General features: G+C 55.4%; 22 protein-coding genes and 1 tRNA gene. 10 read left to right on the forward strand and 13 right to left on the reverse strand.

Annotation, left to right across the window (positions count from 1 at the left end; all coding sequences use genetic code 11):
- The first annotated feature begins 222 nt into the window (after positions 1–222).
- Positions 223–786, forward strand: a complete 564-nt coding sequence (gene efp, locus OSB_RS04075) for an elongation factor P (RefSeq protein ID WP_049833785.1) — start codon at positions 223–225, stop codon at positions 784–786.
- A gap of 3 nt (positions 787–789) precedes the next feature.
- Here efp and ygfZ read toward each other — a convergent pair whose 3' ends face one another.
- Positions 790–1,521, reverse strand: coding sequence for a CAF17-like 4Fe-4S cluster assembly/insertion protein YgfZ (gene ygfZ / locus OSB_RS04080; protein ID WP_049833786.1), 732 nt, complete (start codon positions 1,519–1,521; stop codon positions 790–792).
- Between the two features lie 9 nt (positions 1,522–1,530).
- On the reverse strand, positions 1,531–3,402 hold the full coding sequence (locus OSB_RS04085) for an ABC transporter ATP-binding protein (protein ID WP_049833787.1): 1,872 nt from the start codon (positions 3,400–3,402) through the stop codon (positions 1,531–1,533).
- A gap of 143 nt (positions 3,403–3,545) precedes the next feature.
- Between OSB_RS04085 and OSB_RS04090 the strand changes: the two genes are divergently transcribed.
- Positions 3,546–4,784 (forward strand): pyridoxal-phosphate-dependent aminotransferase family protein, encoded by a 1,239-nt coding sequence (locus OSB_RS04090; protein ID WP_049833788.1) that lies wholly within the window; start codon positions 3,546–3,548, stop codon positions 4,782–4,784.
- 174 nt (positions 4,785–4,958) lie between these two features.
- Here OSB_RS04090 and OSB_RS04095 read toward each other — a convergent pair whose 3' ends face one another.
- The gene (locus tag OSB_RS04095; protein ID WP_049833789.1) at positions 4,959–6,101 is read right to left on the reverse strand and encodes a pyridoxal phosphate-dependent aminotransferase; all 1,143 of its coding nucleotides are present in this window, start codon (positions 6,099–6,101) and stop codon (positions 4,959–4,961) included.
- A 77-nt stretch (positions 6,102–6,178) separates the two neighbouring features.
- Here OSB_RS04095 and OSB_RS04100 point away from each other — a divergent pair, with 77 nt between their 5' ends.
- Positions 6,179–6,343, forward strand: a complete 165-nt coding sequence (locus OSB_RS04100; protein WP_049833790.1) for a hypothetical protein — start codon at positions 6,179–6,181, stop codon at positions 6,341–6,343.
- Positions 6,344–6,357: 14 nt separating this feature from the next.
- Here the strand turns inward: OSB_RS04100 and OSB_RS04105 are convergent, their stop codons facing one another.
- Both OSB_RS04105 and OSB_RS04110 read right to left on the reverse strand, forming a co-directional pair.
- On the reverse strand, positions 6,358–9,531 hold the full coding sequence (locus OSB_RS04105; protein ID WP_049833791.1) for a valine--tRNA ligase: 3,174 nt from the start codon (positions 9,529–9,531) through the stop codon (positions 6,358–6,360).
- Positions 9,532–9,825: 294 nt separating this feature from the next.
- Positions 9,826–10,422 carry an HD domain-containing protein gene (locus OSB_RS04110; protein WP_049836037.1) on the reverse strand — a complete coding sequence of 199 codons (597 nt, stop codon included), beginning with the start codon at positions 10,420–10,422 and terminating at the stop codon, positions 9,826–9,828.
- Positions 10,423–10,703: 281 nt separating this feature from the next.
- On the opposite strand from OSB_RS04110, the gene OSB_RS04115 reads away from it, so the two are divergent.
- Entirely contained in the window at positions 10,704–11,768 is a 1,065-nt protein-coding gene (locus OSB_RS04115) for a DUF2235 domain-containing protein (protein WP_049833792.1), read from the forward strand.
- A 122-nt stretch (positions 11,769–11,890) separates the two neighbouring features.
- Here OSB_RS04115 and metF read toward each other — a convergent pair whose 3' ends face one another.
- Positions 11,891–12,754, reverse strand: coding sequence for a methylenetetrahydrofolate reductase [NAD(P)H] (gene metF, locus OSB_RS04120; protein ID WP_049833793.1), 864 nt, complete (start codon positions 12,752–12,754; stop codon positions 11,891–11,893).
- Between the two features lie 94 nt (positions 12,755–12,848).
- Here metF and OSB_RS04125 point away from each other — a divergent pair, with 94 nt between their 5' ends.
- Positions 12,849–13,754, forward strand: a complete 906-nt coding sequence (locus OSB_RS04125) for a LysR family transcriptional regulator (protein ID WP_049833794.1) — start codon at positions 12,849–12,851, stop codon at positions 13,752–13,754.
- On the opposite strand, the gene OSB_RS04130 is transcribed toward OSB_RS04125, so the two are convergent.
- Positions 13,735–15,639 (reverse strand): putative bifunctional diguanylate cyclase/phosphodiesterase, encoded by a 1,905-nt coding sequence (locus OSB_RS04130; protein ID WP_049833795.1) that lies wholly within the window; start codon positions 15,637–15,639, stop codon positions 13,735–13,737. The genes OSB_RS04125 and OSB_RS04130 overlap by 20 nt on opposite strands.
- 211 nt (positions 15,640–15,850) lie before the next feature.
- Here OSB_RS04130 and OSB_RS04135 point away from each other — a divergent pair, with 211 nt between their 5' ends.
- Positions 15,851–16,645 carry an inositol monophosphatase family protein gene (locus OSB_RS04135; RefSeq protein ID WP_049833796.1) on the forward strand — a complete coding sequence of 265 codons (795 nt, stop codon included), beginning with the start codon at positions 15,851–15,853 and terminating at the stop codon, positions 16,643–16,645.
- On the opposite strand, the gene OSB_RS04140 is transcribed toward OSB_RS04135, so the two are convergent.
- Genes OSB_RS04140 through putA form a run of 4 tightly spaced genes read right to left on the reverse strand, consistent with a single transcriptional unit; the run spans position 16,642 to position 21,551 of the window.
- A complete protein-coding gene (locus OSB_RS04140) occupies positions 16,642–17,025 on the reverse strand; it encodes a VOC family protein (RefSeq protein WP_074202186.1) in 384 nt (127 codons plus the stop codon). The genes OSB_RS04135 and OSB_RS04140 overlap by 4 nt on opposite strands.
- Before the next feature lies 1 nt (position 17,026).
- Positions 17,027–17,392 carry a GFA family protein gene (locus tag OSB_RS04145; protein WP_049833798.1) on the reverse strand — a complete coding sequence of 122 codons (366 nt, stop codon included), beginning with the start codon at positions 17,390–17,392 and terminating at the stop codon, positions 17,027–17,029.
- Positions 17,389–18,129, reverse strand: coding sequence for a rhomboid family intramembrane serine protease (locus OSB_RS04150; protein WP_049833799.1), 741 nt, complete (start codon positions 18,127–18,129; stop codon positions 17,389–17,391). Before OSB_RS04150 ends, OSB_RS04145 begins: the two co-directional genes overlap by 4 nt.
- Positions 18,130–18,176: 47 nt before the next feature.
- Entirely contained in the window at positions 18,177–21,551 is a 3,375-nt protein-coding gene (gene putA / locus OSB_RS04155) for a bifunctional proline dehydrogenase/L-glutamate gamma-semialdehyde dehydrogenase PutA (RefSeq protein ID WP_049833800.1), read from the reverse strand.
- 123 nt (positions 21,552–21,674) lie between these two features.
- On the opposite strand from putA, the gene OSB_RS04160 reads away from it, so the two are divergent.
- The 3 genes from OSB_RS04160 to OSB_RS04170 all read left to right on the forward strand — a co-directional run bounded on the left by OSB_RS04160 (position 21,675) and on the right by OSB_RS04170 (position 22,877).
- Positions 21,675–22,160: an Lrp/AsnC family transcriptional regulator gene (locus tag OSB_RS04160; RefSeq protein WP_049833801.1), complete on the forward strand. Its 486-nt coding sequence runs from the start codon at positions 21,675–21,677 to the stop codon at positions 22,158–22,160.
- A gap of 30 nt (positions 22,161–22,190) precedes the next feature.
- Positions 22,191–22,742, forward strand: a complete 552-nt coding sequence (locus tag OSB_RS04165) for a tetratricopeptide repeat protein (protein WP_049836038.1) — start codon at positions 22,191–22,193, stop codon at positions 22,740–22,742.
- 49 nt (positions 22,743–22,791) lie between these two features.
- A tRNA-Leu gene (locus OSB_RS04170) sits at positions 22,792–22,877 on the forward strand.
- A gap of 112 nt (positions 22,878–22,989) precedes the next feature.
- Here OSB_RS04170 and OSB_RS04175 read toward each other — a convergent pair.
- Both OSB_RS04175 and metG read right to left on the reverse strand, forming a co-directional pair.
- The gene (locus OSB_RS04175; RefSeq protein WP_049833802.1) at positions 22,990–23,781 is read right to left on the reverse strand and encodes a lytic murein transglycosylase; all 792 of its coding nucleotides are present in this window, start codon (positions 23,779–23,781) and stop codon (positions 22,990–22,992) included.
- A 103-nt stretch (positions 23,782–23,884) separates the two neighbouring features.
- Positions 23,885–25,597: a methionine--tRNA ligase gene (metG, locus tag OSB_RS04180; RefSeq protein ID WP_049833803.1), complete on the reverse strand. Its 1,713-nt coding sequence runs from the start codon at positions 25,595–25,597 to the stop codon at positions 23,885–23,887.
- A gap of 353 nt (positions 25,598–25,950) precedes the next feature.
- Between metG and OSB_RS04185 the strand changes: the two genes are divergently transcribed.
- Positions 25,951–26,619, forward strand: coding sequence for an imm11 family protein (locus tag OSB_RS04185; RefSeq protein WP_049833804.1), 669 nt, complete (start codon positions 25,951–25,953; stop codon positions 26,617–26,619).
- Positions 26,620–26,652 lie beyond the last annotated feature (33 nt).

A 26,652-nucleotide genomic window follows, 5' to 3' on the forward strand; every position in this document is an offset into this window, starting at 1 on the left:
CGGTCCTTGTTTTGCTTTTGCCCTTGAAGCTGGCAGTTTGGGCAATATGACAGCTCTTATCCGATTCGGGGTTCTTCATTTGGAATGGCAGGCATGCAATTTCTGCATACCTCAGCCAGCCGGTAAACAGTATCTGGTTGGCTTGCACGGTTCCACAACCCAAGATATAGGCATTGGCAGCTTTCCTTCAACCTTTTGACAACTTTTGGACACATTTGAGTCATGGCAAAAATTAACGGCAACGAAATCCGCATCGGCAATGTTCTCGAGCATAATGGTGGCCTTTGGGTCGCAGTTAAGACGGATCATGTGAAACCCGGTAAGGGTGGTGCGTTCGCGCAAGTGGAAATGCGCAACCTGCGCAATGGATCCAAGTTGAACGAACGCTTCCGGTCCGCTGACAAAGTTGAGAAGGTCCGTTTGGAGCAAAAAGATCAACAATTCCTCTATGAAACAGACGGAATGTTGGTGTTCATGGATACGGAAACCTACGAGCAGATCGAATTGCCTGCTGAATTGTTGGGCGAGCGCCGCCCGTTTTTGCAAGACGGCATGATCGCTGTTGTAGAATTCCATGAGGAAGAAGCGTTGAACGCACGTCTTCCCCAAAAGGTCATCTGCAAAATTGTCGAGACCGAGCCTGTTGTTAAGGGTCAGACAGCGGCCAATTCATTCAAGCCTGCAATTTTGGACAACGGTGTACGCGTTATGGTTCCGCCGTTTGTTGGGCAGGACACGGATATCGTCGTTGATACCGAAACGATGGAATACTCAGAGCGCGCATAAAGGCTAGGTGCGCTGCAAGGTGGCCTTGTCTGCTTGCATGGCACCTTTCGCGCGATCAAAGCGCAGATGGGCGAGCGCGAGCCCATCCGATTGGGTATAGAGTGTGCCAACGGGTTTTCCATCCGCGGTTATCTGTGTCCCAATGGGCGCTGCGCCGTCAATCGCAACCTGTGCCAGACCCTTTTTTAGCTCGGTTTTGTGCTTCATGCGGGCTGCGATTTCTTGCCCGACGTAGCAGCCTTTGCGAAAATCGATGCCGTTCAAACGCTCAAACCCTGCCTCAAGAATATAAGTGTCCGGTGTGAGCTCAATTCCCGTTTCAGGAATGACATGCGCTACGCGCAAGGCGTCCCAATTTGTGTCGTCTGATTGGTCGGTGTCGCTAAATAACCGCCAGCCTAATGCGCTGTGGCGCGGATCAGGGTGGCTACCGCTTGGGGCTGGACCTGTGCCGCGCGAAACGACCAGCGGGCTTTCTTCGATCAGCACATCGGCGCGCAAGCGATACATCGTCAAACGTTGTGCCAAGGTCGGTGCGTGGGACGTTGCGACGTCGATCAAAAGCGCGTCGCCATCTGCGGCAACAAAGAAATCCGCGATGAACTTGCCCTGCGGTGTCAGGAGGGCTGCGTAAACAAGGCCGTCTTTGGCTTTGCTCACATCGTTTGTAATGAGCCCTTGAAGGAAATCATTGGCGTCGGTGCCCGAAAGGCGCAGGAGGGAGCGTGTGTTCATAGTTGCCACTTAGGGGCGCTGGCGGCGTTTGAACAGGCGTGACAGCCATGATTGTGGGCGATCTTGCGACTTGGCTGCAATCGGCGTGCGTTTGGGGCGGTTTTCATGGTCCACAACCTGTTTGCCGTCACGAAATTGCAGACGATAGAGATCAGCATAAAGCCCACCACGTGCCAACAAGTCTTCGTGGGTGCCTTGGTCAACGACTTGGCCCTTATCCATCACAACGATCTTGTTTGCGTTCTGGATAGTGGACAAACGGTGGGCGATCACAAGTGTCGTGCGCCCCTCAGCAAGACGGTCCAACGCGCTTTGGACGATCGTCTCGGACTTGGTGTCTAGGGCGCTTGTCGCTTCGTCCAAAAGCAAAATGGGAGTGTCGCGAAACAGCGCACGCGCAATCGCGATGCGTTGGCGTTGACCGCCTGACAGGTTTGACCCACGCGGTCCCGCTGCGCTGTCTAGGCCGTCGGGCAGGTTCTCAAGAAAGTCGGCAACGTGGGCATCTTTCAATGCCGCTTGAAGCGCCTCATTACTGACCCCTTCGCGCCCAAGCAGGATGTTTTCGAGTAGCGTCTCATCAAACAAGGCCGCATCTTGTGACACTGTAGAGATTAGAGCACGCAAATCCGTGAGGGCAAGTGCGTTGATCGGTGTTCCGTTCAGCGTAACGCTACCATCTTGGGGTTCAATCAAACGGGTCAAAACATTGAATAATGTGCTTTTACCTGCACCCGAAGCCCCAACGAGGGCCGTGGTTTGGCCTGCTTGCGCCGTGAAGGACGTGCCGTTCAATACGGGCAGATCACCATAACTTAGCGAGACGTCCGTAAATGTGATTTCCGGCGCTGCGGTTGGCGCTGTTGCAGGTGTAGGTGGGGACAGCAGCGTTGCCTTAGTGTCAAACACGTCCAGTATGCGTTCAATCGCTGCTGTTGCGACCTGCCATTTGCCAAAAATCTTAGCGAGGCGGCGAATTGGGTCAAACGCGATCGCCATAGCGGTGAAAAAGGCCATGAACTGGCCGACAGTTTTCTCACCCTCAATGATTTCAGAACCGCCAAAGACGATGACGGCCAGAAAGCCGACGCCAGCCATGATATCTACGGTTCCAGATAATAGCTCTTGGCCGAACCTTGCTTCGACTTCGGTGCCAACGCGGCGCTTTAGAAGCTTATCGAACCGGCGGGTCTGATAGTTTTCTAGGCTGTTCAGTTTGACTTGGGTAATACCGTGAAAAACCTCATCCATGCGGGTGGAGATTTCTGCGGAAACAGCCCGTGCGGCAAGTGCCTTACGGCGCACAAATACACGGAGCGTAACGGCTGGTAAGATGACAATCGGGATGCCGATCAGGGCGATCAACATCCATTTCCAATCAATCCAGAACGCGACCGACAACAGGCTGATCACTGCGACCATATCCCGTGCAAGACCAGCAACCAATTGGACCCAGACAGTACTTAAGGACGCAACATCGCCCTGCACACGTTCAATCATTTGTCCGGGTGGGTGGGTCTGATGATAAGCTGTGTCTAGCCCAATGATGTGACCCATTAGGTCAGATCGCAGGTTTTCACCGCTTCTTTGAGACACGTATGTCATGATGACGTTTTGGATCAATGCAGCGAACGCGCGCACAACGAAAATCGCCAAAATGATTAAGCCGACAGTCCAGATGCTGCCTGTTTCCCCGCCCACAAAGACGCGGTCAAACATCGGTTGCATCATGAAACTAATGGATCCGAACGTCGCACCCTCAATAGCCATTAAAAGCACCGCAACTGCGAGCCAACCTTTGAAATGGCTTAGGTAATTTACCCAAAGCCAAAGCAGCATTTGCCTGCTTGAATACGGCGATGAATTTGATTGTGACTGCATACAAAAAAGTCCACTTCAACGCCTCGTATGTGCGAGGCCTATGTATCATCTAAGCGTAAACGCGTGTTTGCGAAAGGGTGGCATTGACGCTCGGCAAACCTTGGCTAGTGTCGAACCGATCAACCTACATAAGGACGGTTCGGATGTTTGCAAATGGTTTAACCTATCTGGCCATTCCAGGCCCCTCGGTGATGCCCGAACGTGTTTTGCGCGCGATGCATCGCGCAGCGCCCAACATTTATACGGGCGAGCTGCATGACGTGACACGCAGTGTTATTCCCGACCTAAAGACGCTGGCTGGCACACGTCATGACGTCGCCATTTATATCGGCAACGGCCACGCAGTATGGGAGGCCGCCCTGTCTAACGTAATTGGCGCGGGCGATACGGTATTGGTTCTGGCAACGGGTCGGTTCTGTGAAGGTTGGGGCGAGATGGCCGACGGCCTTGGTGCATCTGTCGAGACAATTGATTTTGGGAACAGCAACGCAGTTGACCTCGCGCAGGTTGAGGCTGTGTTGAAGGCAGATACTGAGGGACGCATTAAGGCGGTACTGACTGTTTTGGTGGATACGTCGACCGGTGTTCTGAACGATGTCAAAGGTATACGTGATACAATGAATGCGGCGGGCCATGTTGCACTGTTGATGTGTGATTGCATCGCCTCGCTTGGGTGCGACGAGTACTACATGGATAACTGGGGCGTGGATATCACTGTTGCCGCCAGCCAGAAGGGGCTGATGACACCCCCCGGAATCGGCTTTGTCTGGTTCAACGACAAAGCGAATGCCGTGCGTGAAACGACGCCAAAGGTCTCACGGTATTGGGATTGGCGCCCGCGGGTCAATGCGGACGAGTACTGGAAGTTCTTTGATGGCACGTCCCCAACGCACCACATCTATGGGCTGCGTGAGGCGCTGGATATGATCAACGAAGAGGGCCTGCAAAACGTCTGGGCACGCCATGACGGGTTGGCCCGTGCGATATGGGCCGCGATTGATGCGTGGGCTGCGGAAGGTCCGATGGAGATCAATGTCATGAATCCGGCTGAACGCTCGCGCGCGGTGACGTCATTGTGCCTTGAGGAAGGACAGGCCGATGCGCTGCGCGCGTGGTGCGAACACAACATGGGCGTGACGCTTGGCATTGGATTGGGACGCACACCTGCAAGCGCGTTTTTCCGACTTGGACACATGGGCCATGTAAACGGGCATATGGTGTTGGGGTTCTTGGGAACGATTGATGCAGGCCTAAAGGCGCTGGGTATCCCGCATGGCAAAGGCGCACTTGAAGCGGCGAGCCAAACTTTGGCGGATCTAGCTGGAACGCGCAGCGCGTGTTGCGGCGAAACGAAGGCTGGCGTTGATACCTGCTGCGGATAGCAAAACCCAAATGAAACCCATGGTGGCTGCTAAGGTGAACAGCGCCATAAATAAGATCAAGCCAGCCATGGCCAAGAACGTATTCGTGTAGTTTTCAACGCGGTTTGGGAAGGTTCGCATAGCGGTCTCCAGCAGAAATTCCGCCTATCGTAACCGCTTTTTGTGAAAAATCACCTAAACCTTTTGTGTGTCGACCGCGGCTTGGGCTTGCGCCAACGCTTTTGGCAAGGCTTTCGCCACAAGGGCCATGTCCTTTTTCGTACCGCATGAAATTCGGACGCAACGGTCTTGCGGCGCAACGAACGGCATCCGCACAAACACACCCAATTCGCCAAGCGCTGTAAGAACTGTGCGCGCGAAGGCGCCATCTTTCCCACAATCAATCGCGACGAAATTGGTGGCGGACGGGATCGCTTCCAGCCCGTTTTCAGTGGCGATCTCATAAAGTCGCTGACGCGACTCTTCGACCTGTTCGCAGACATCTTCCAGCCATGCCTGATCTTCTAACGCGGTAAGTGCGCCAACTTGTGAAATACGCCCCATACCGAAGTGATTGCGCACGCGATTAAAGGCCGAAATCAATGTCTTATGCCCCACAGCATATCCAATCCGCGCACCTGCCATACCATACCCCTTTGAAAAGGTACGCATACGGATCACGCGGCTATCCTTGGTGTTTATCGCAGGGGCGGTCCCTTTCGGGGCCAGTTCGACATATGCTTCGTCCAACACCAAGAGGCAGCCTTTAGGAAGGCTTTCAATCATACGCTGTATGGTTGCCGCGGTGTGGTAAGTGCCCATCGGGTTGTCAGGGTTAGAAAGGTAAATCAGCTTCGCCCCGACTTCGCGCGCCTTGGCGATAAGGTGGTCGGGGTCTTCAAAATCAGCGGTGTAGTTCACCGTGTGGATCGTGCCGCCGTAGCCCGTGACATGGTAGTTGAAGGTCGGGTAGGCACCGGCACTGGTCACAACCGGCGTGCCATCGGTAACCGTCAGGCGCACAAGGCTGTCGAGCAGCCCATCAATACCCGCCCCAACGACGATTTCATCAGGATTAACAACGTGATGCACGGCTAGAGCCATGCGCAGGTCGTGGCTTTCCGGGTCGCCATACATCCACACATCTTTGGCCGCTTGCCGCATGGCACGGATGGTGCTTGGCGACGGACCAAACACGCTTTCGTTCGCACCAAGTCGCGCCTTAAACGGCGTTCCTTTGGCGCGTTCCTGCGCTTCTGGTCCTATGAAGGGGACAGTTGAAGGCAGGGACGCCGCCAGTGGCGTCAGGCGTGGGTCGTTTTCTGTATCTTTGGTCATGCGGGGACTTTGGTGTGTCTGTTCCCCTTTGAAAAGGGTTAACGCAACGACCACCTATATTAGAGGAGGACATTTAGATGCCCAAACTTACGAGACGTGGATTTTTAGCGACGACAGGTGCAGCCATTGGCGTGCGCGGTGTCGCCCCGCTGGCACGCAGTGGATCTGGCCGTCGTATCTTGACGCTGGTCTACGATAAATCGCTTGGCATGATGCGGGCGGTCGAAAAGGTGGTCTTTTAAGACCACCCCTTCATTTAGATTTCGTTCAGCTGCGCCAAAGCGGCCGTCAGCTGCGCGATTTCCTCTTCCCGCAGGGCGAGGTTGGCTTTGGCTTCTGCCACCACTTCCACTGTCGCGTTTTCTGCGAACTTGGGGTTGCCCAAACGCCCACGCAAACCGCCTGCTTCTTTTTCAACTTTACCCAACGACTTGGTAATGCGGGCTTTTTCCGCATCCACGTCAATGATGTCGGCCAGTGGCAAGGCGAAGGTCGCGCCCTTGGTGCCGACCATCATGGACCCTTTTGGGGCATCCCCAACGGCCAGATCATCAACCCGTGCGAGGCGCTTGATCAGGGCTTCGTTGTTGGCCCATGCCGTCTTGGCAGCATCATCCGCTTCTGTTTGGATTAGCGGTACGTATAACCCCGCTGGAACGTTCATCTGAGCGCGGGTTGAGCGAATGTTTTCAATGGCTTGAATGACCCACGACATCTCGGCGTCAGCCACCTCGTCAATCAAGTCTGCGCCGTACTCTGGCCAGTCCTGATGTGTTAACAGGGTTTCGTTGCCATCCAGCGCCCAAAGCTCTTCGGTGATGAAGGGCATAATCGGGTGCATCAGGATCAGGCATTGGTTCAAGACCCAGTTCATAACTGCCTGAGTTTCCTGCTTTTCTGCGTCTGATCCGTCCATCAACAGCGGCTTGGAGAGTTCGACGTACCAATCGCAAACCTTGCCCCAAACGAACTTATACAGCGTGTCGGCGGCGTCGTTGAAGCGGTAGCTGTCGAGGGCGGCGTTAACGTCTGTTAATGCGCGCGTCGTCTCGCCAATGATCCATTTGTTAACGGATTGGGTCGTATTTATTGCGTATATATCCTGTATAGATTGCGTATATACAGCGTCTTGCCCAAACGCGCCGTTCATTTCAGCGAAACGGCAGGCATTCCAAAGCTTTGTACCGAAGTTTCGGTAGCCCGCGATGCGTTGTGTATCGAGCTTCAGCGCACCACCAAGGGAGGCCATCGCCGCATTGGTGAAGCGCAGGGCATCGGCGCCGTATTCGTTGATGATATCGAGCGGGTCGATGACATTGCCCGTGGATTTGCTCATCTTCTTACCCTTGGCGTCGCGCACGAGGCCGTGGAGGTAGATGGTGTCGAACGGGATTTGATCGACGACAGCCAGCTGCATCATCATCATCCGCGCGACCCAGAAGAATAGAATGTCCTGACCTGTGATGAGGTCGGAGGTCGGGAAGTATTTCGCGAGTTCATCGGTTTCTTCGGGCCAGCCGAGCGTGCCGATGGGCCAGAGGCCGGAGGAGAACCACGTGTCGAGGACGTCGGGGTCGCGCCACATCGGTATCGCTTGATACCCACTGTCGTCAGGTAGCACCAAATCTTGGTTTTGATACCAATCGCCGGGGTCGCCTTCGAGTTCTGCGAACGTTTGTGGGACTACGTTCATTCTTTCCTGCCAGACTTTTGAGATCTGTGCTTGAGCCTCCTCAACACTGGCGGCACAGAAATCCATTGTTAGCATTCCGCCGGCGGTAAGCTTGCCACCCATTGCTTCTTCGTCGTACTTGTTTTCGTCGAGAAACTTTTTGGCTTTTTCGCGAGAAATGCCTTCCCCAACTCCGATACTCCACGTACCGAATTGACCGTCTAGGGTCGGAACCATCGCGGTCCAAACCGGAATTTGGTGGCCCCACCAGAGCTGGCGGGAGATACACCATGGTTCGATGTTTTCGAGCCAATGGTAGTATGTTTTCTCGCCAGATTCAGGCAGGATTTTTACGGTCCCGTCCTTAACCGCGTCCAGCGCGGGTTTTACGATTTTGTCGGTTTCAACGAACCATTGGTCCGTGAGCATGGGTTCGATGACGACCTTGGAGCGGTCGCCAAACGGCTGCATGATTTTCTTGTTCTCGACCATCGGGACGGTCTCGGTGATTTCCACCTTTTCACCGTCATCATTCTTAACGGTGCGGGTGACGTCGTGCATGACGGCGAGGCCTTCGGCCGTGATGTCGGCAACAACCGCATCACGCGCTTCAAAGCGATCCATGCCGCGGTATGCTTCGGGCACAAGGTTCATCGCGGCGATCATCGCCTCGTCAAATTCCTGTTCACCATTGGCGATGGCTTGGGCGGTTGCCGCTTCTTCAACGTAGGGCTTCCCATCGGCGCGCATCGCGCCTTTGGTGTCCATGAGGGAGTACATCGGGATGCCGCCACGCTTGGCGACCATGTAGTCGTTGAAGTCGTGCGCACCGGTGATTTTTACGGCACCGGAGCCGAATTCCATGTCTGGATAGTCATCGGTGATGATCGGGATCAGGCGACGCGACTCTTTCGGGCCAACGGGAATTTCACATAGTTTTCCGATGATTGGCGCGTAACGTTCATCCTTTGGATTCACCGCAACAGCGCCGTCACCGAGCATGGTTTCGGGGCGCGTCGTCGCGATTGAGATATAGTTACGCGTTTCGCTAAGTATTACGTTTCCGTCTTCATCCTTCTCGACGTACTCATAAGTGGCACCACCCGCGAGCGGATACTTGAAATGCCACATGTGGCCGTCGACTTCGATGTTCTCAACCTCAAGATCGGAGATCGCGGTTTCGAAATGTGGGTCCCAATTCACGAGGCGCTTGCCGCGATAGATCAGGCCTTTGTTGTACATCTCAACGAAGACTTTAATCACGGCGTCGTGGAAATTCCCCTGCGCGTCGGCGGGGGCACCAGGGGCGCCGGACATGGTGAAGGCTTCGCGGGACCAGTCGCAAGACGCGCCGAGGCGTTTCAGTTGGTTGATGATTTGGCCGCCGGATTCAGCCTTCCAGTCCCAGACCTTTTCAAGGAACTTTTCACGGCCCAGTTCTACCCGTTTGGGTTCACCGTTTTCGGCCAGTTTGCGTTCCACCACCATCTGCGTAGCGATGCCCGCGTGGTCCGTACCCGGTTGCCAAAGGGTGTCGAACCCACGCATGCGGTGCCAGCGGACGAGAATGTCCTGAAGCGTGTTGTTGAAGGCGTGGCCCATGTGCAAAACGCCGGTGACGTTTGGCGGCGGGATCATGACGCAGTAGGTGTCATCACGCTTGGCATTTGCGCCCGCGACGAAGGCGTCGCCTGACAACCAGCGTTCGGTGATGCGGGCTTCGGCCTCGCTTGCGTCGAATTTCTTTTCCATTGGCATGGGGGTGTGCCTTTCATCAAGTTGGGCATGAAATAGCCAAAGGGGACGGAAAGGGAAAGCGGCAGCGGGCCGAAACCAAAAAATTTGACGTCGGTTAATGGAATATGAACAGATGTTAACGATTTGTTAGGACTTCCCGTTGCAAAACAACTTCGGGATGCAACGGGATGGGCTGCAACCCCGCAAAACAGGGTGCATGTTAATACATATTCCTATCGACTCGTATGTAGGCACCACTTACCCAGAAATTCCGTCTACGCGTGTACCCTGTTTTGAACCTCATTGCTCGGTGGATTAGCTCCTGACAAGTGGTTCACGTTCCCTTTCGCGGATAACGGCAGGGTCATAGGGCTCACGGGCGAAGACGGCGCGGACCATTGGGGCGAAATGTTCGATGGGTTTGTGGGTGTAGTCGGGGTCGAACGAGTTTTGGTCCCAGCGTTCGCAGAACGTCGCGCAGTCATCGAAATATGGATGGCCCGCGTAGGCGTTTCGTTTGTCGGGGTCTGCGCCGACGTGGTTGCCGTAATACGCCAGTTGGAAATCGCCGTGCTTTTCGACGACCCATGTAACTTGTTCGCGCACGAAGGGGCGCAGGATGCTGGCCGCGTATTCGTCGTGATTGTAGGGCGCGAAAATGTCGCCGATGTCATGGAGCAGCGCCGCGACGATCCAGTCGATGTCTGCGCCGTCGTTTTCAGCGCGGGTTGCGGCCTGAAGGGAGTGCCCAAGTCGGCTGATTTGATATCCCGACAGGCTTTCATCAAGGCTAACAAGCGCGCCGAGCAAGCGATCTGCGGTGCCCTTGGTATAGGCGATTTCGTGTTCGGTCAGGAAGGCATAGTCCTCGGCGTCGCCGTCTTTCATTTGGGTGAATTTGACGTGATCCATAGCTTGGCTTTCTGAACAGATGATCGATATCTCAGCTACTGTGGCGTTTTGCTGGTCATTGCGCAATTGGTGGTGTTGGAGTTGGCTTTCGCGATACGACACAAAAACAAGCCTTCGTTATTTCACGCAAAGGGGATTGGACCTGCCGCGCACGGCGATTAGGTTCTAAGGATGCAAAGCAGGCGTTGCGATTTTGAAAGCATTAAGGTTGATATTGGCCCGATGAATGAGACACCCAAACGCGCTATCGCAAGCCGTGTTCACAAAAGAGAGGGCGCTGCATGGCGCTGACCAACTGGATAAAAAGCGTCTTTGGGCGCGGACGCCAACATGAAACGGCGGGCGTGCGTAAACGCGGGCAAGCGACCCATGTGATCATTCTAGATGGCACGATGTCGTCGCTTCATGGGGGTGAGGAAACCCATGCGGGGCAGCTTTATAAGTTGCTGAAAGAAGCCAACGATGCGGCGAACCTCGGGGCGAACCTGACGATTTATTATGAGCCGGGCATCCAGTGGAAAGACTGGGGCGCGACGTTGGATGTGATGCAGGGGCGGGGGATCAACCGCCAAATCAAGCGCGCCTATGGCGTGTTGGCATCGCGTTACCAAGTGGGTGATCGCATTGTTTTGGCGGGTTATTCGCGTGGCGCTTACGCTGCGCGATCGCTTGCGGGGGTGATTGACCTTGTTGGGTTGGTGAAGACCACCAGCGCGACCGAGCGAAATGTTCAATTGGCGTATCGTCACTATCGACGCGGCGGGCGCGGGGTCGCGGCAGAAGCGTTTCGCAAGCGTCATTGTCACGCCGCGGTGGAAATTGAGGCTGTCGCCGTTTGGGATACCGTGAAAGCGCTTGGGGTTCGATTGCCTATTCTGTGGCGATGGTCGGTGGTAGAACATGCGTTTCACAACCACGCGCTTGGCGGGTCGATCAAACACGGTTTTCATGCGTTGGCTTTGGATGAGACCCGCGAGGCCTATTCGCCGGTGCTTTGGGCCTGTCCGCCGGGATGGAAAGGCCACATGGAGCAGGTTTGGTTTTCTGGCACCCATGGCGACGTTGGTGGGCAGCTTGGTGGATATGAGGCCGCGCGTCCCTTGGCGAACTTGTCGCTGGTTTGGATGTTAGAGCGGCTGGAGCAATGCGAGGTTCCGTTGCCAACCGATTGGGCCAAACGGTTTCCGACCGATCCAACGGCACCGTCCATGGGGCGTTGGCGGGGCTGGTCGAAGATGTTTTTTGTGCGTGGTGCGCGTGTGGTTGGGCGTGATCCGTCTGAAACTTACCACCCAAGCGTCGCGCAACGTCACCCCAAAGAGGCCAAATTCGCGCTGCCAAATTGAACACAAGCGCGGCTTGTGTGCAGTTTTGTTTGGTGTGCTTGGCAGGTGTGAGCCCACATCGCTGGGCCTGTTTGTGCTGTCAGTGTCGCGTTGAGTATTTTTGAGCCAAAGAAGCCCGTGGGTTATGCCACGTTTTGAAGGCTTTGTTTTGGGGTAACGCCCAGAGCGTGACAGATATCGCGGGTCAGTTCTGGTTTGTTCAGCGTGTAGAAATGCAGGTGGTCAACGCCTTGGGTCATCAAGTCATCGCAAAGCTCGGTTGCTTGGGCTGTGGCCAGAAGGTCGATTGTTTCTGGATCTTTCGCTTTTGCAAAGGCGTCCTGTAGGACTTGCGGGATGTTCGCACCGCAGCTGTTGGCGAATTTTTGCACGCCATTCCAGTTCTCAATCGGCAGGATGCCTGGGATAATTGGAGCGGTGATGCCCGCATCCGCGCAGGCATCGCGAAAGCGCAGGAATGTGTCTGCTTCAAAGAAGAACTGGGTGATGGCGCGGGTCGCGCCGGCGTCAATTTTCGCTTTCAAGTGGTCAATGCAGGCCTGTTGGCTGGAGGCATCAGGGTGCATTTCGGGATAGGCGCCGACTGTGACTTCAAAGCTTTCATCAGCCAGGGCGCGGGTTAGGTCGATTGAGCCGTCAAACCCTTCGGGGTGTGGGCGAAACCCGTCGGAGCCTTTTGGCGGGTCGCCGCGCAGGGCGACGATGTGGTTTACGCCTGCGGCTTTGTAGTCTTTTGCGATGGCCAATGTTTCGGCGCGGGTTGCGTTCACGCAAGTCAGGTGCGCTGCAACGTTGAGGTCGCTGGTTTTCACAAGGGCATCGACCGCTTCATGGGTGAGCGTGCGGGTTGTGCCGCCTGCACCGTAGGTCACGGAAACGAAAGTTGGGTCCAGTGGAGCCAGTGTCTGCACGCAGTCGCGCAGGCGGAACGATGCCTGTACCGATTTGGGCGGGAAGAATTCAAAGGAAATGGCTGGGCTGGACATGGGGACGTGCTCCGTAAGGTTGCATCCTTATGGCGGTTTGGCGTACATGAGGCAAATTCATAACCTTCACGAACATCATGAGGCTGGTTCAGTTATGCACATCGAGTTTCGCCATTTGCGCACGATAAAAGCCATCCACGAGATGGGCGGTTTGGCGCGGGCGGCGGATAGTTTGGGGATCACGCAATCGGCGTTGAGCCATCAAATTAAAGGGATTGAGGACCAAGCCGGCGTGGAATTGTTCGTGCGTCGATCAAAGCCGTTGAAGCTGTCTGCGGCGGGGAAACGGCTGTTGGCGGCGGCGGACCGGATATTGCCGGAAGTTGCGGCGTTGGAGGCTGAATTTTCTGGGCTGGTTCAAGGGCACGCGGGGCGCATGCACATCGCCATTGAGTGCCATGCCTGTTTCGAGTGGCTGTTTCCAGTGCTTGAGGGTTTTCGCAAGGCGTGGCCGGACGTGGATGTCGATATTCGACCCGGATTGGCGTTCGATGCGCTGCCAGCGTTGAAAAAAGAGCAGGTTGATTTGGTTGTGTCTTCGGATCCTGAAGACATTCCGGGCGTCACGTTCTTGCCGCTGTTCGATTATGAGCCTGTTTTTGTGGCTGCGAAGAACCATCCGTTGGCAAGCAAAGCCTATATTGAAGCAGACGATTTTAGCACCGAAACCCTGATTACCTATCCGGTGGAGCCATCGCGCTTGGATGTGTTTTCGCAGCTTTTGACGCCAGCACATGTGGAACCCCGCGATGTGCGTCAGGTTGAACTGACGGCAGTGATTTTACTGCTTGTGGCATCAGGGCGCGGTGTAGCGGTGTTGCCCGATTGGGTCGTGCGGCAGGCGTCTTATGGGTCTGATTATGTGACGCGACCGTTGACGCAGACAGGGCTTACCCGCCGTCTTTATGCGGCCGTGCGCGAAGATGAAGCGGAACTGCCTTATGTCGCACATCTGGTGCGCCATGCACGCCAAGAAGCGGTTAAGTTACAGCGGGCTTAATCAGTCGGTTCGTGGTTAAGAGCGCCGTGGCTTCATCAAACGGTAGCGCCGCACTGAAAAGGTAACCCTGCGCGATCAAGCAACCCATGTTGGCCAAATGCTGGCGTTGGGCTTCTGTTTCGACGCCTTCTGCGATTGCGCTGACACCAAGGCCAGACGCGATATCCAGAAAGCCACGTACGAGGACGTCGGCTGTGTTGTCCTGTCCCAAATCCGAGACGAAACTTGTGTCGATTTTTAACTCGTCAAAATCCAACTGACGCAGGTGGTCGAATGAGGCAAAACCAGTGCCGAAGTCATCCAGTGAAATGCGCAAGCCAAGGTCACGAAAACTTGCGATGGAGGCTTGGATCATGTCTGCTGCACGCGCGATAAAGACATCTTCTGTAATCTCGAAGGTGACGTGTTTGGCACAAGCGGGCCGTGCGGCGACAATACGATGCAGGTCTTGGCGGCCGCTGTAGGTCGCCAGCGCGACTTCTGGGATGTTCAAGGACACTTGCCCAGGGTCCAGTCCGTGCTCAAGCATTGCTTCGACATCGCGAAAAACCTGCGAGGCAATGCTGATCATGAAATCACCCTGCAAGCCGAGGTCATTGATCTGTCGCAAGAAATCACACGGAAGGCGCAGGGTATTGTTTGGGTGTTCCCAACGGGCGAGCGCCTCAAATCCAATGATATCACCTGTCGGCAGGTGGATTTTGGGTTGGTAATACGGCTTAACAGTTTCATTCGCGATACTGTCGACAAGCGCCTGTTTTTCGTCGCTTGAAAGACGCGGGGTGAACAGCTGCTCTTCATATAAAACGGGCGCACGGTTTGGCGAAGACTTGGCGGCAAACATTGCTTGGTCGGCCGCCGAACATAAGGCAGGGACGGTCCTCAGGTTAGCGCCAGTCGTTGATACGCCAATACTTGCCGTGACCTTGAGCATGTGTTGGGTCCACAAGACCGGTAAAGCGATGTTCTGGTAAAGCGTTTCTGCGATGCCCAATGCATCCACGCCGTTGTCGATTTGAATGGCGAGAATGAACTCATCCCCGCCAAGGCGTCCAACGATGCCCAAATCACCGATATGTTTTTGCAGGCGGGTCGCCGTTTCCATCAGGACCCGATCACCGGCTTCATGGCTGTAGGTGTCGTTAATTGGTTTGAAGCTGTCGAGATCAACGAGAAACACTGCAACCTCACCGTTGCCATGTGCACGGTCTTCTAACATGATCTGTAATGCGACATCGAAAGCCGGACGATTGAGAAGACCTGTAAGACCATCAATCCGCTGGGCTTCTTCTAGTTGTAACAGCCGCGAAGTGGCCGTGCGTTCCGCGTTCTTTAGCGCAGCTTCGGTCGCCAAATGCCCACGTAAGGTATCGATTGAGGTATAGATAAAAAGGCCCACAAAGGCGAAGGTCACGATCCAATGGCTTAGCGTTGAGGCAACGGGAACTGTTGAGCCGAGCCGCAAAAATACGATCACCATCAGCAGCATAATCGGCAACAGCATCGTATAAACGAAGGTCGGAACACCTGACCACGTGTTCGTTACATAAACTTGCGCACCTATTACCCAAAGAACGGCCGATAGTTTCATCGCAATGGAAGGATCAGATGCCAAGACCAACGCTGGCACGACATAAAGAATAGCGTTGACGAAAAACAAAGCCATCAGCGCCAACAAGGCCCAGTCTTTCGGAAGCTGATCAAAGGGGCTTTGCCGTTTGCAGACGAAATAGGCGCACACCTTTGAAATCACGAGCCACACAGCCGTAAACACAGCCAAGGTTGTATGTCCGAGGTAGTGGCAAACCGCACATAGGAAAAGGACAGTCACAGACTGCAATGGGTAATCGCGCGTCGCGAGATGCGTGATTGCTGCGTAATGCATACGGTTCTTTTGTATAAGTAATCGAAACATATTGCCTCAAATGACGTTAGTTGCGGTTAAACCATACAATCATAGGGTGATGCGTTAAACTTAAAGGTGAATAGCAATTAAGTTGCGTATTCATCCCCCTTGTTCGTAAATGAAGCAGCCCCTATACGCCCCCAGAACTGATGCGAAACCGATTTTGGGTTAACGCACAAAGGAGATCGACATGGTTGCCAGTGCAAACCTCAACGTGATGATGAAGACAGCCCGACGTGCGGGGCGTGCGTTGCTAAAAGACTTCGGTGAGGTCGAGAACCTTCAGGTGTCCACCAAGGGCCCAGGAGACTTTGTGACCCGTGCCGATCGCAATGCAGAATACCTCATCAAAGAGGCGCTGATGGAAGCCCGCCCGACCTATGGTTTCGTTGGCGAAGAGGGCACGGAGATTGAGGGCACGGACCCAACACGCCGTTGGATTGTTGATCCGTTGGACGGCACTACGAACTACCTGCACGGTCTGCCGCATTGGGCTGTTTCCATTGCACTTGAGCACAAGGGCCAGATCGTGATCGGCGTCATTTATGACCCAATGAAAGACGAGCTGTTCTTTGCTGAAAAAGGCGAAGGCGCATGGATGAACGAAAAGCGTCTGCGCGTTTCTGGCCGCACAAAAATGATCGAGAGCATTTTCTCAACCGGTTTGCCATTTGCTGGCCGTACCGATTTGCCTGCCACATTGCAGGACCTTGCACGCATTTTGCCAACCTGTGCTGGTGTGCGTCGTTGGGGGACCGCGTCGCTTGATTTGGCATATGTTGCTGCGGGCCGTTACGACGGCTTCTGGGAACGTCGCTTGAATTCATGGGACATGGCCGCTGGCCTGATCATCGTTCGCGAAGCGGGCGGCATGGTCGAATCCATTAACCCAGCCAATGATATCCTTGAGTCTGGCGAAGTGATTTGCGCGGCTGAGCCGATCTTTGAAAAGTTCTCGAAGGTTATCCGCGACAAATCTTCCTAAAGCTCTGCGAAGATATCGATCTGGTATCCGTCAGGATCTTTCACCGTCGCGTAGCGCTGGCCCCAAAAGGCATCCCACGGTTCGACCGTAAGGACGTGCCCTGCGTCTTTTAGCGCGGCGGCTACGGCGTCGACTTCGGCAGGGGTATCGCACAACATGGCAAAGCTGGAATGGTTCGGCGGCGTTGGTGGATGCCCTGTGAGCTGTTCCATTAGCTCGGCAGTGTCGATCATCAGGCGCACATCGCCGGGTTTTGTTATGGGTTCGACGTGTTTGTCATCTGGGCCGAATTCAGGGAATTCAAAGCCAAGTAATTTGTAGAACGCGACCGTCTTGGTGATGTCCTTTGAAGACACCGCAACTGCATTTAGTTTGATCATGCTATGCCTTCCGGTCTGACGGGTGATTGACTCCATCGTGCCAGCCGATGGGTTCATGTTCGGCAGGGTTCACGCTTTCGATGCCACCCATATTCACCCCATATTCACTCGGGTTCGAGCGGCGTTGGTGGTGCGTATAGATCCCACATATCTTGCAGAAATGGTGCTTGGCGGTGTTGGTGCCGAAACTGTAAAGCGTCAGGTTTTCTTCGCCTTTGACAACCTCAAGGTCGCCCACATTTACGCTGACGGCAGGCGCACCACGCCGCCGACAAAATGAGCAATCGCAACGCCGCGCTGTGTTCAGGCCGTCTGAGAGGGTGACACGCAGTTCAACTGCGCCACAATGACAGGTTACTTTGGTCATCGGTCCCTCCGAATGACTGGAATGTTTGAGCGCGTGTAGGTTGCCTCAGGGTGGGGCGGGTGGCCCTCGGTGCGGTCCCAATAGCGGGTTGATCCACGGCGCAACCAGATCGGGATTGTCATAACGAAGCCAGCGATAAAGCCCCCGACATGCGCCCAATACGCGGTGCCGCCACCGTTTAGGTCGCTTCCGAGCCCGTTGAACACTTGGAGCGCCATCCAGACACCCAACACGATAAAGGACGGGATCGGGATGATGCGCACAATGATAACGAAAAACAAAAGCACGTCGACGCGGGCTTTAGGGAACAACAGCAGATAGCCCCCCATGACACCTGCAATCGCACCGGATGCGCCGACCATTGGAATGGCGCTGGACGGATTGGGGAGATATTGCAGATAGGCCGCCGCGAAGCCGCTAAGGATGTAGAACCCAAGAAACGGGAGATGGCCCATTTCCTCTTCCATGTTGTCGCCAAATATCCATAAAAATAGCATGTTACCCGCAAGGTGCATAAAGCCACCGTGCAAGAACATATGCGTGAAAAAGCCGACCCTGCCGCCACCGTTTTCGAATTGGCTGGGCCAGAAGGCGTAATCAATTAGGAACTGATTGCTGGACGGGACGTCCGTCAGGACGCCGTATTGCCATGCAAAAACCAAGACGTTCAGCCCGATGAGGGCGAAGGTCACGTATGGGGTTCGTTCGGACGGGTTGTGATCGCGAATTGGAAACATGCCTGACCGTCCGCGAATGGCGGCGGGCGGTCAAGCAGTTATCGTTGTCAGCCACCGACTTCGGCCAAAAGGGCTGCGTTGCCGCCAGCCGCTGTTGTGTCGATGCAGATGTGGCGTTCATGCAGAACATGGCCTGCGTTTATCGGTTCAGTGATCAGGGGAACGATCGCGCCTGTGCGTTTGGCAAGCGCCTGTTCAATGCCGCGTGCCGCATCGACGTCACCGTGCCAGACGGCAGCGGCAATCTGCATTTTTTGCAGCTCAGAATCTGAAACCTCGTCGTCGTGCACCATCGGCGTGCCGCCAAGGTCCAGAACTTTATCTGCTTGCGCCTTTTTGTCCGGCCCGAGACACAGGATCGCACCACGGGAATGCGTCGACAGGCGGTTGGATTCACCTGTTGGCCCGGGCAAATCAACGGGGGCAGGTGGGATGTCTGGATAATCAACAGAGGCAGCGAAGCGCGGCATATACATCGGGCCTCCCGCTTTAGGGCCAGTGCCAGAAAGACCCTCACCACCAAAGGGTTGGCTGCCAACGACAGCACCGATCTGGTTGCGGTTCACGTAAATATTGCCCGCGTTGATGTCTTCGACCACCTGCTGAACACGGTCATCAATACGGGTGTGCAGACCGAACGTCAGGCCGTACCCCGTGGCGTTGATGTCAGCGATGATCTTGTTGAGGTCTTGGGATTTATAGGTGGCGATATGCAGCACGGGACCAAAGATTTCGCGGGTGAGGTCTGCGATGCCGTCCACCTTAATCGCCGTGGGCGCGACGAAGGTGCCTGTGTCAGGAACAGGCAGGGCATGTAGCACGCGGCCATCCGCGGCTGCGGTATCAATGTGGTCTTGGATGCCTTTGCGAGCGGCTTCGTCGATAACGGGGCCAACGTCCGTTGACAGGTGCCACGGGTCGCCCAAGTGCAGCTCGTTCATCGCGCCTTTGAGCATGTCGATGACTTTGTCGGCCACGTCTTCTTGCACATACAAACAGCGCAGCGCCGAACAGCGCTGGCCTGCCGATTGGAACGCCGATTGCACGATGTCGCGTACGGCATGTTCGGGCAGGGCGGTGGAATCCACGATCATGGCATTCAAGCCGCCCGTTTCCGCAATAAGCGGCGTTCCGGGGGCGCAGTTTTCGGCCATGGTTGAACGGATTTTTAGGGCCGTCGGTGTGGAGCCTGTGAACGCAACGCCGTTGATGCGGGCGTCAGAGGTGAGGGCCGCGCCGATGTCGCCACCTCCGGGGAGAAGGTGAAGGACGTCTGCCGGAACGCCTGCATCAAGCATCAATTGCACTGCGCGGTGGGCGATCAGGCCGGTTTGTTCTGCGGGTTTGGCGAGGACGGCATTGCCAGCAGCGAGGGCGGCTGAGATTTGGCCTGTGAAGATTGCCAGTGGGAAGTTCCAAGGTGAAATGCAGGTCCAGATGCCGCGTGGGGTTGGGGATCTCTGTTCGGCTTCGTTTGCGTAATAGTGCAAGAAATCAACGGCTTCACGGATTTCTCCGACGGCATCGAGCATTGTTTTGCCAGCTTCACGGTGCAGCATCGCAAAAAGTTCGGTCGCGTTGTCCTCATAGGCGGTGGCGATTTTGCGCAGGACAACGGCGCGATCATTCGCAGATGCGTCCCACGGCTTTGCGGCCCCGATTGCAGCTGTCGCGTCTTCGGGTGAAGCCCATGTGATTTGCCCGACGGTGTCGTTCGACACCGCTGGGTTGAGAACTGCGCGAGGGCTTGAAGTTGCATCGTTTCCACGCGCGGATGACAACGGTGCAGCGGACCATTGATGCCGTTTAAAGGGGCTACGCCCCAGATCAATTTGGTCCAAAGTCGGGCGATGGGTGATGTCCCAGCCTTTGGCATTGGCGCGGTGGGGGGCAAATAGGGCAGGGCCTTTGGGCAGGTTTGGTATGTCGCCAATGTCACCGAACGGGTCCGCCGCAACAATTTCTGGCGCGACGTCCTCATCAACGATCTGGTTGACGAAACTGCTGTTGGCACCATTTTCAAGCAGGCGGCGCACAAGGTAGGCGAGCAGGTCTTCATGTGCGCCGACGGGCGCGTAGATGCGGCAATGGGTTTTGTTGGCGTTCAGTACGAGTTTATGGAGCGTTTCGCCCATCCCGTGCAGACGTTGGAATTCGTATTTATCCGCGTCGACATCCATGTCGCCCGCAATGTGGAGAATTGCTGCCACGGTGTGGGCGTTGTGCGTGGCGAACTGCGGATAAATACGGTCTGTCATGCCCAGTAGCTTGCGGGCGTTGGCGATATAGCTGACGTCCGTGTGGGATTTTGAGGTGAACACGGGGAAGCCATCAAGTCCAAGAACCTGTGCTCGTTTGATTTCCGCATCCCAATACGCACCCTTCACAAGGCGCACCATAAGTTTGCGATCCGTGCGGATCGCGAGGTCATTGAGCCAGTCAATGACATGGCCCGCGCGCTGCCCGAATGCTTGGACGACAACTCCAAACCCGTCCCAACCCGCGAGGGCAGGATCTGAGACGACAGCTTCGATAACATCGAGCGAGAGGGACAGGCGGTCGGCCTCTTCTGCGTCCACGTTGAAACCTTGGCCGGCAGATTTCGCGAGCATCGCAAGGGATCGAAGGCGCGGTACGAGGTCCGCCATGACGCGATCGCGCTGGGCTTCTTCGTAGCGGGGATGAAGGGCGGAAAGTTTGACAGAAATGCCGGGGTTTTCGGCCACGGTGTCATGGGTACAGGCGTCTGAAATTGCTGAAATCGCACGGGAATATGCGAGGTGGTAGTGCTTTGCGTCTTTCTCGGTTCGGGCAGCTTCGCCGAGCATGTCATAGCTGTAAGTAAATCCGATCGCTTCCATTCCGGCGGCACGTTTCATAGCCTTGGTGATGTCTTCGCCCAACACAAACTGACGGCCCATTTCACGCATGGCGCGGCCCACGGCGGTGCGGATGACGGGTTCGCCAAGACGCTTCACAGCGGAACGCAGGTGGCGGGTTAACCCAGGCTTTTCATCATCCAACACGCGCCCCGTGAGCATGAGCGCCCAAGTTGATGCGTTCACCAATGAGGATGCGGATTTACCAAGGTGCGTGCCCCAATCGGACGGCGCGATCTTATCCTCAATCAAGGCATCAATGGTGTCGGCGTCTGGCACGCGCAACAGGGCTTCGGCCAAACACATTAGCGCGATGCCTTCATCCGTGGACAGCCCGTATTCCGCAAGGAAGATCTCCATCAAGCCGGGGTCAGATGCCGCGCGGATTTGGCGGACCAGATCAGCCCCGCTTGCGGCAATTGCAGCGCGATCCGCATTTGACAGGTTTGCGGCTTTTACAAGCGCGGCCACAGTTTCCGCCTCGTCGCGTAGGTATGCGTTGTCGATGTTTGCGCGAAGATGCTGACCTGCATTTTTGATCATGTTACGCTCCAATTTACTTGAATTGCGATTAGGTGTTTGATCCAGTATATTTGGAAATGACACGTCAATTGAACTGTGTTTATGTTCTAGGACATTCATTTTGACTGAAATTTGGGAGGATTTATGGTCGAAAATGCTTTTGATCTGGACGGTTTCGACCGCAAGATTTTGGACGTTATTGCAGTGGACGGCAGAATCACTGTCACTGATCTGGCGAAGCGCATTGGGCTGTCTAAGTCTCCGACCCAAGCACGACTGCGAAGGTTGGAGGAAACGGGGGTAGTGCGTGGGTATCGCGCGTTGTTTGACCCAATCCGGCTTGGTCGTGATCACGTGGCGTTTGTTGAAGTGAAGCTTAGCGACACGCGCGAATCTGCGCTCGCGGCGTTTAACAAGGCAGTGACGCAGATCCCCGAGATTGAACAATGCCATCTGATTGCGGGTTCGTTTGACTATTTGCTGAAAGTTCGCACCGCAGGGATGGGGAGTTATCGGCTTGTTTTGGCTGAGAAATTATCGACGTTACCCAATGTAGCGAACACATCGACTTATGTCGCGATGCAGGCCGTGAAAGAAGAGGCCGTCGCGCCGCAGAAAGGCAATAGTTGACGAAACAACAAACTGCGCCATCCTGTGGGTATGAAACATGCATTCGCCTATAGCCTGATCGGTGCGTCGTTTTTGGCGGGATCTGCAGCTGCAGACTGTCCGATCGGGCGGGATTACAGCGACGAGTTGGTGGTCATCGTGGACCAGATGCAGTTCGCTCCAGATAGAGGGCGCGCCCAAGAGCTGGCGGGTGAGATGTGGGAAATCTGGCTCGATGCGCCTGACGCCTTGGCGCAAGCTATGCTGGACGAAGGGTTGGCGAACCAACGCTACGGGGACTATCTGGCTAGCCGATCAGTGTTGAGCGAGCTTGTCGAATACTGCCCCGATTACGCTGAAGGATATAACCAGCGTGCTTATGCTGCTTTTTTGGCGTTCGATTTTGACGCCGCTTTGGTGGATTTGGACATCGCGATTGATTTGCAGCCGCTGCATTTGGGCGCGCTGACAGGTAAGGCGCGCACCTTGATTGAAATGGGGCGTGACGATGCGGCCCAAGAGGTTCTGCGCACTGCTTTGGCGATCAATCCGTGGCTCGCAGAGCGCGCGCTGCTGACCGAGGAATTAGAGACCGATCTATAGGCGATATGTACTGGACGCGCACCACGATTTGCCTATGTTGCGGGGGCTGGCCCGCGTGGTGGAATGGTAGACACTGGAGACTTAAAATCTCTTGGCCTTACGGCCGTGCCGGTTCGAGTCCGGCCGCGGGTACCAGCGCGTTTTCGCAAAGCGAAAACGAATTCTAACAAGCAGCCTTGTCTAACCATGAGAACAAGAAAGGCCCCCGCCGTTAAGCGAGAGCCTTAATGTTTGATTTTCTATTAGCTTATTGCAGGCGAGCGGCCGAAAGCGCGATCGCTTGTTGATAGACCGTCGCAGCGTTCCATTCGTTCAACACGCGGAAGTTTGCGCTGCCTTCCTGAAAAGACGCACCGGGCTGCCAACCTTTTTGGCGCAGGAAGTTCGCAGTTGAGGCGAGGCTGTCGGTGACAGAATAGAGATCAACGCGGCCGTTGCCGTCTGCATCAACACCGTAGCGCAGCGCGTTGCCTGGAAGGAATTGTGTGTGGCCCATTTCGCCATGCGCAGCCCCTTGTTGGTTTGCGCCAAGGCCGCCTTGGTCAACCAGCATCAACGCAGCAATCGCGTGTGGTGTGAAGAACGCCGAGCGGCGGCAGTCGTAGGCGACGGTTGTGATGCTGTCGACAACGGGCGTGCTGCCCATGGTGCGGCCAAATCCGGTTTCCATACCGTGGATCGCCAACAAGATACCCGCTGGCACGCCGTATGCGGATTCAAGTGAGGCGTAGAAGTTCGGGTTTTTGTTTTGCTCGCGGCGCATTTGGTTGGCAAAGCTGTCGAGGGATCCAAGGCGGATGCGGATGAATTCGTTCAGCTCATAGCGCACGCCAGTTTGGTTGCGGTCAGCGCGGATCGTTGATGTGGAATACTGTGCGTTTGCAAGGGCTTGCAATCCGGCTGATCCAACGCCAGCTGCGGACGCTTCCTGTGCGAAGGCTTGTTTCCATGCGCCAAAGCCCGACGCGTCGTTGCCACATGGGGCGGCGATAGCGGGGGCCGCGAGGGCGGTAAAGGCAGCAGCAAGAACGAAACGCATGGGGAAACTCCGGTAAAATATAGGTTAACCGGAGGTTAGCAGGTTTTAAGCGGGTGCAAAGTCAGGAAAACGCGACCAAGTGGCGGAGTGCCGCCGATGGGGTTTAGTCGCGTTTGCCTGCAAATCGCTCGGTCCATTCTTCCCGCTGTTCGTCGGTGATCTTGGTGAACAGATTGTCCGGTACGGTAAATGCGTGGCCCGCAGGCAGGGCGTTGACGGCGGCGTTCATGTCGCTTGGCCACGCCATATCCAGCGTGTTCATCGCGCTCAGCAGTTTGGCGCTGGCGGTTGGAATGAACGGCGCGGATAGAACGGCGTAAACGCGGATCAAGTTCAGCGCGAGGCGGATTTGTGCGGCGGCTTGTTCGGGGTCGGTTTTGAACAGCGCCCAAGGGGCTGCGGCTTGCAGGTATTCGTTGCCCGCGGCCCACATCGCACGCAGCTCAGCCGCGGCTTTGCGGATTTCGATGCCGTCCATCGCGGCCTCGTAAGACGCAAGGCGCGTTTGCAGGTCTTCGATTAGCTTGGTTTCGGCTTCTCCCCATTCGCCGCCGGCAGGGACGTCTTCGGAGTATTTCGAGCGGCAGAATTTGGTGACGCGGGACACGAAATTGCCCAGTACATCAGCAAGGTCTTTGTTGCAGTCGGTTTGGAACTGCTCCCACGTGAATTCGGAATCCGAGGTTTCAGGGGCACGCGACAGCAACCACCAGCGCCAGTAATCGGCAGGCAGAATTTCAAGCGCTTGGTCCATGAAGACGCCGCGCCCACGTGACGTAGAGAACTGGCCGCCGTCATAGTTCAGGTAGTTGAACGACTTGAGGTAGTCGACGCGCTTCCATGGTTCACCCGACCCGATAATTGTGGCTGGGAAGCTAAGTGTATGGAATGGAACGTTATCTTTGCCCATGAACTGGGTGTAGCGTACATCGTCTGCGCCCTTGTCGGTTCGCCACCAGCGTGCCCAATCGTCGCCTTTGCCTGCATCGACCCATTCCTGAGAACAGGCGATGTATTCGATTGGCGCGTCAAACCAGACGTAGAAAACCTTGCCTTCCATGCCGGGCCAGTCTTCGTCGCCCCGTTTCACAGGCACGCCCCAATCAAGGTCACGGGTGATGCCACGATCCTGCAACCCGTCGCCGTCATGCAACCATTTCTTGGCGATTGAGGTCGTCAGCACAGGCCAGCCAGTTTGGCTATCGACCCACGCATCGATGTCGTCTTTCAGCTTGGATTGCAGCAGATAGAGGTGCTTTGTGTCGCGCATTTCCAGATCGGTGGACCCAGAGATCGTGGAATGCGGATTGATCAGATCGACCGGATCAAGCAGCTTGCCGCAGTTGTCGCATTGATCGCCACGCGCATCTTCAAACCCGCAATTCGGGCATGTGCCTTCGATGTAGCGATCCGGCAGGTAGCGGCCATCGGCATGGGAATACATTTGCGTTTCCATGCGTTCCTCAATGAGGCCTTTGTCCGCCAGAACGCCCGCAAAATGCTGGGTAAGCTTGCGGTTTTGCTCAGAGCTGGAGCGGCCGTAGTGGTCAAACGACAGGGAGAACCCTTCGGCGAGTTTGGCCTGAACGGACCACATTTCGGCACAGTATTCATCAACCGGTTTGCCCGCTTTGGCGGCGGCAAGCTCGGCAGGGGTGCCGTGTTCATCCGTGGCGCACAGGAACAAAACCTCATCCCCGCGCCCGCGCAGGTAGCGTGCATAAAGGTCTGCGGGCAGTTGACTGCCGATCAGATTGCCGAGGTGTTTGATCCCGTTGATGTAGGGAATCGCGGAAGTGATGAGGTGACGTGCCATGGGAGTCCTGTTCGTGCGGTGTTGGCAGGGGTTTAGCGGACAGGGCTGCGAAGGGCTAGTCGCGTTGATAATTGAGTTTTGGGAATGTCTGGTGTGCGGACAAACCCGACCTTCACCAGACGTACATAAATGTCCGCTTTGGCAACCGTTTCCCAAAACGGTCCTTTTTGGGACAGGCTGAAATCCCAAAGCGGACGCTCGCTGCGGGGTGCTTCGATTTCCCGTGTGCGGGACTTTCTGCCACTCGACGATCCAGACTATTCGACATAGTTTGCAGCAGATCGTGACCCGCTTGGTCGATAAAGAGACCTTGGAAAAGATGGGCGCAAAAACGTCGGCAAAGGATATGCAAGATGAGTAATTGTGTTTGGTGGGTGCGCACAGACCCCTTGGCCCAAGATCGTTGGGCGTTCAGCGTAACGAAACCTGAAGTCAGCCTAAGAGAGCGCGTTCATGGCTGGCAAAGGGTCCAAGAAGCTGGTGGCCGATTTCCTGATGATTGCAAGCCGCTGGAAATGCAGTGTGCCCATAAATTGAATGGCGATGGAACGATCGGTTCAAAGAAGAAACCAGCGACTGATGAAAAAGGCCGTCGGCTTCCGAATATGTTCTATCAAACTTATTTTTGCATTGCCCACGAAGCAATTGAGGTTTTTCAAAAGTTCGATTTGGGCGAAGCGCAGTTCTACGAAGTTGATTTTATGGAAGCTGGCGGGGCGACCAAGATTGATGAACCTGTTTATATTTTGATTCCAGCAAACCCAAAGAACGCATTTCGATTTTCAAATCCGGACAACGCGGCTGCCGCTTTGGAAAACCCGCAAGACATTAGCTCTCGGCGTGCTAAGTCTAGAATACCCGACGACGCGGTTGGTGTGACCTCGGATGCGCTTGGGGGCGCTCATGTCTGGATTGAGCCAAATTTCAACGGAACGTTCTTTATAAGTGATTCACTGGCGCAAGCATTGAGAGATGCCGGTGTTGACGCCGACTTCCGCCTTGCACGCGCCCAGATCGTATAATTTTTTAGTTTTGGATTAACAAATGTCATTTTC

This window comes from Octadecabacter temperatus, assembly GCF_001187845.1.
In the GTDB taxonomy this organism is placed as follows: Bacteria; Pseudomonadota; Alphaproteobacteria; order Rhodobacterales; family Rhodobacteraceae; genus Octadecabacter; species Octadecabacter temperatus.

Excerpts from the sequence above, each read along its gene's own strand:
- efp (WP_049833785.1), top strand. The coding sequence starts at position 223 with ATGGCAAAAATTAACGGCAACGAAATCCGCATCGGCAATGTTCTCGAG.
- ygfZ (WP_049833786.1), bottom strand. The coding sequence starts at position 1,521 with ATGAACACACGCTCCCTCCTGCGCCTTTCGGGCACCGACGCCAATGAT.
- OSB_RS04085 (WP_049833787.1), bottom strand. The coding sequence starts at position 3,402 with ATGCAGTCACAATCAAATTCATCGCCGTATTCAAGCAGGCAAATGCTG.
- OSB_RS04090 (WP_049833788.1), top strand. The coding sequence starts at position 3,546 with ATGTTTGCAAATGGTTTAACCTATCTGGCCATTCCAGGCCCCTCGGTG.
- OSB_RS04095 (WP_049833789.1), bottom strand. The coding sequence starts at position 6,101 with ATGACCAAAGATACAGAAAACGACCCACGCCTGACGCCACTGGCGGCG.
- OSB_RS04100 (WP_049833790.1), top strand. The coding sequence starts at position 6,179 with ATGCCCAAACTTACGAGACGTGGATTTTTAGCGACGACAGGTGCAGCC.
- OSB_RS04105 (WP_049833791.1), bottom strand. The coding sequence starts at position 9,531 with ATGCCAATGGAAAAGAAATTCGACGCAAGCGAGGCCGAAGCCCGCATC.
- OSB_RS04110 (WP_049836037.1), bottom strand. The coding sequence starts at position 10,422 with ATGGATCACGTCAAATTCACCCAAATGAAAGACGGCGACGCCGAGGAC.
- OSB_RS04115 (WP_049833792.1), top strand. The coding sequence starts at position 10,704 with ATGGCGCTGACCAACTGGATAAAAAGCGTCTTTGGGCGCGGACGCCAA.
- metF (WP_049833793.1), bottom strand. The coding sequence starts at position 12,754 with ATGTCCAGCCCAGCCATTTCCTTTGAATTCTTCCCGCCCAAATCGGTA.
- OSB_RS04125 (WP_049833794.1), top strand. The coding sequence starts at position 12,849 with ATGCACATCGAGTTTCGCCATTTGCGCACGATAAAAGCCATCCACGAG.
- OSB_RS04130 (WP_049833795.1), bottom strand. The coding sequence starts at position 15,639 with ATGCATTACGCAGCAATCACGCATCTCGCGACGCGCGATTACCCATTG.
- OSB_RS04135 (WP_049833796.1), top strand. The coding sequence starts at position 15,851 with ATGGTTGCCAGTGCAAACCTCAACGTGATGATGAAGACAGCCCGACGT.
- OSB_RS04140 (WP_074202186.1), bottom strand. The coding sequence starts at position 17,025 with ATGATCAAACTAAATGCAGTTGCGGTGTCTTCAAAGGACATCACCAAG.
- OSB_RS04145 (WP_049833798.1), bottom strand. The coding sequence starts at position 17,392 with ATGACCAAAGTAACCTGTCATTGTGGCGCAGTTGAACTGCGTGTCACC.
- OSB_RS04150 (WP_049833799.1), bottom strand. The coding sequence starts at position 18,129 with ATGTTTCCAATTCGCGATCACAACCCGTCCGAACGAACCCCATACGTG.
- putA (WP_049833800.1), bottom strand. The coding sequence starts at position 21,551 with ATGATCAAAAATGCAGGTCAGCATCTTCGCGCAAACATCGACAACGCA.
- OSB_RS04160 (WP_049833801.1), top strand. The coding sequence starts at position 21,675 with ATGGTCGAAAATGCTTTTGATCTGGACGGTTTCGACCGCAAGATTTTG.
- OSB_RS04165 (WP_049836038.1), top strand. The coding sequence starts at position 22,191 with ATGAAACATGCATTCGCCTATAGCCTGATCGGTGCGTCGTTTTTGGCG.
- OSB_RS04175 (WP_049833802.1), bottom strand. The coding sequence starts at position 23,781 with ATGCGTTTCGTTCTTGCTGCTGCCTTTACCGCCCTCGCGGCCCCCGCT.
- metG (WP_049833803.1), bottom strand. The coding sequence starts at position 25,597 with ATGGCACGTCACCTCATCACTTCCGCGATTCCCTACATCAACGGGATC.
- OSB_RS04185 (WP_049833804.1), top strand. The coding sequence starts at position 25,951 with ATGAGTAATTGTGTTTGGTGGGTGCGCACAGACCCCTTGGCCCAAGAT.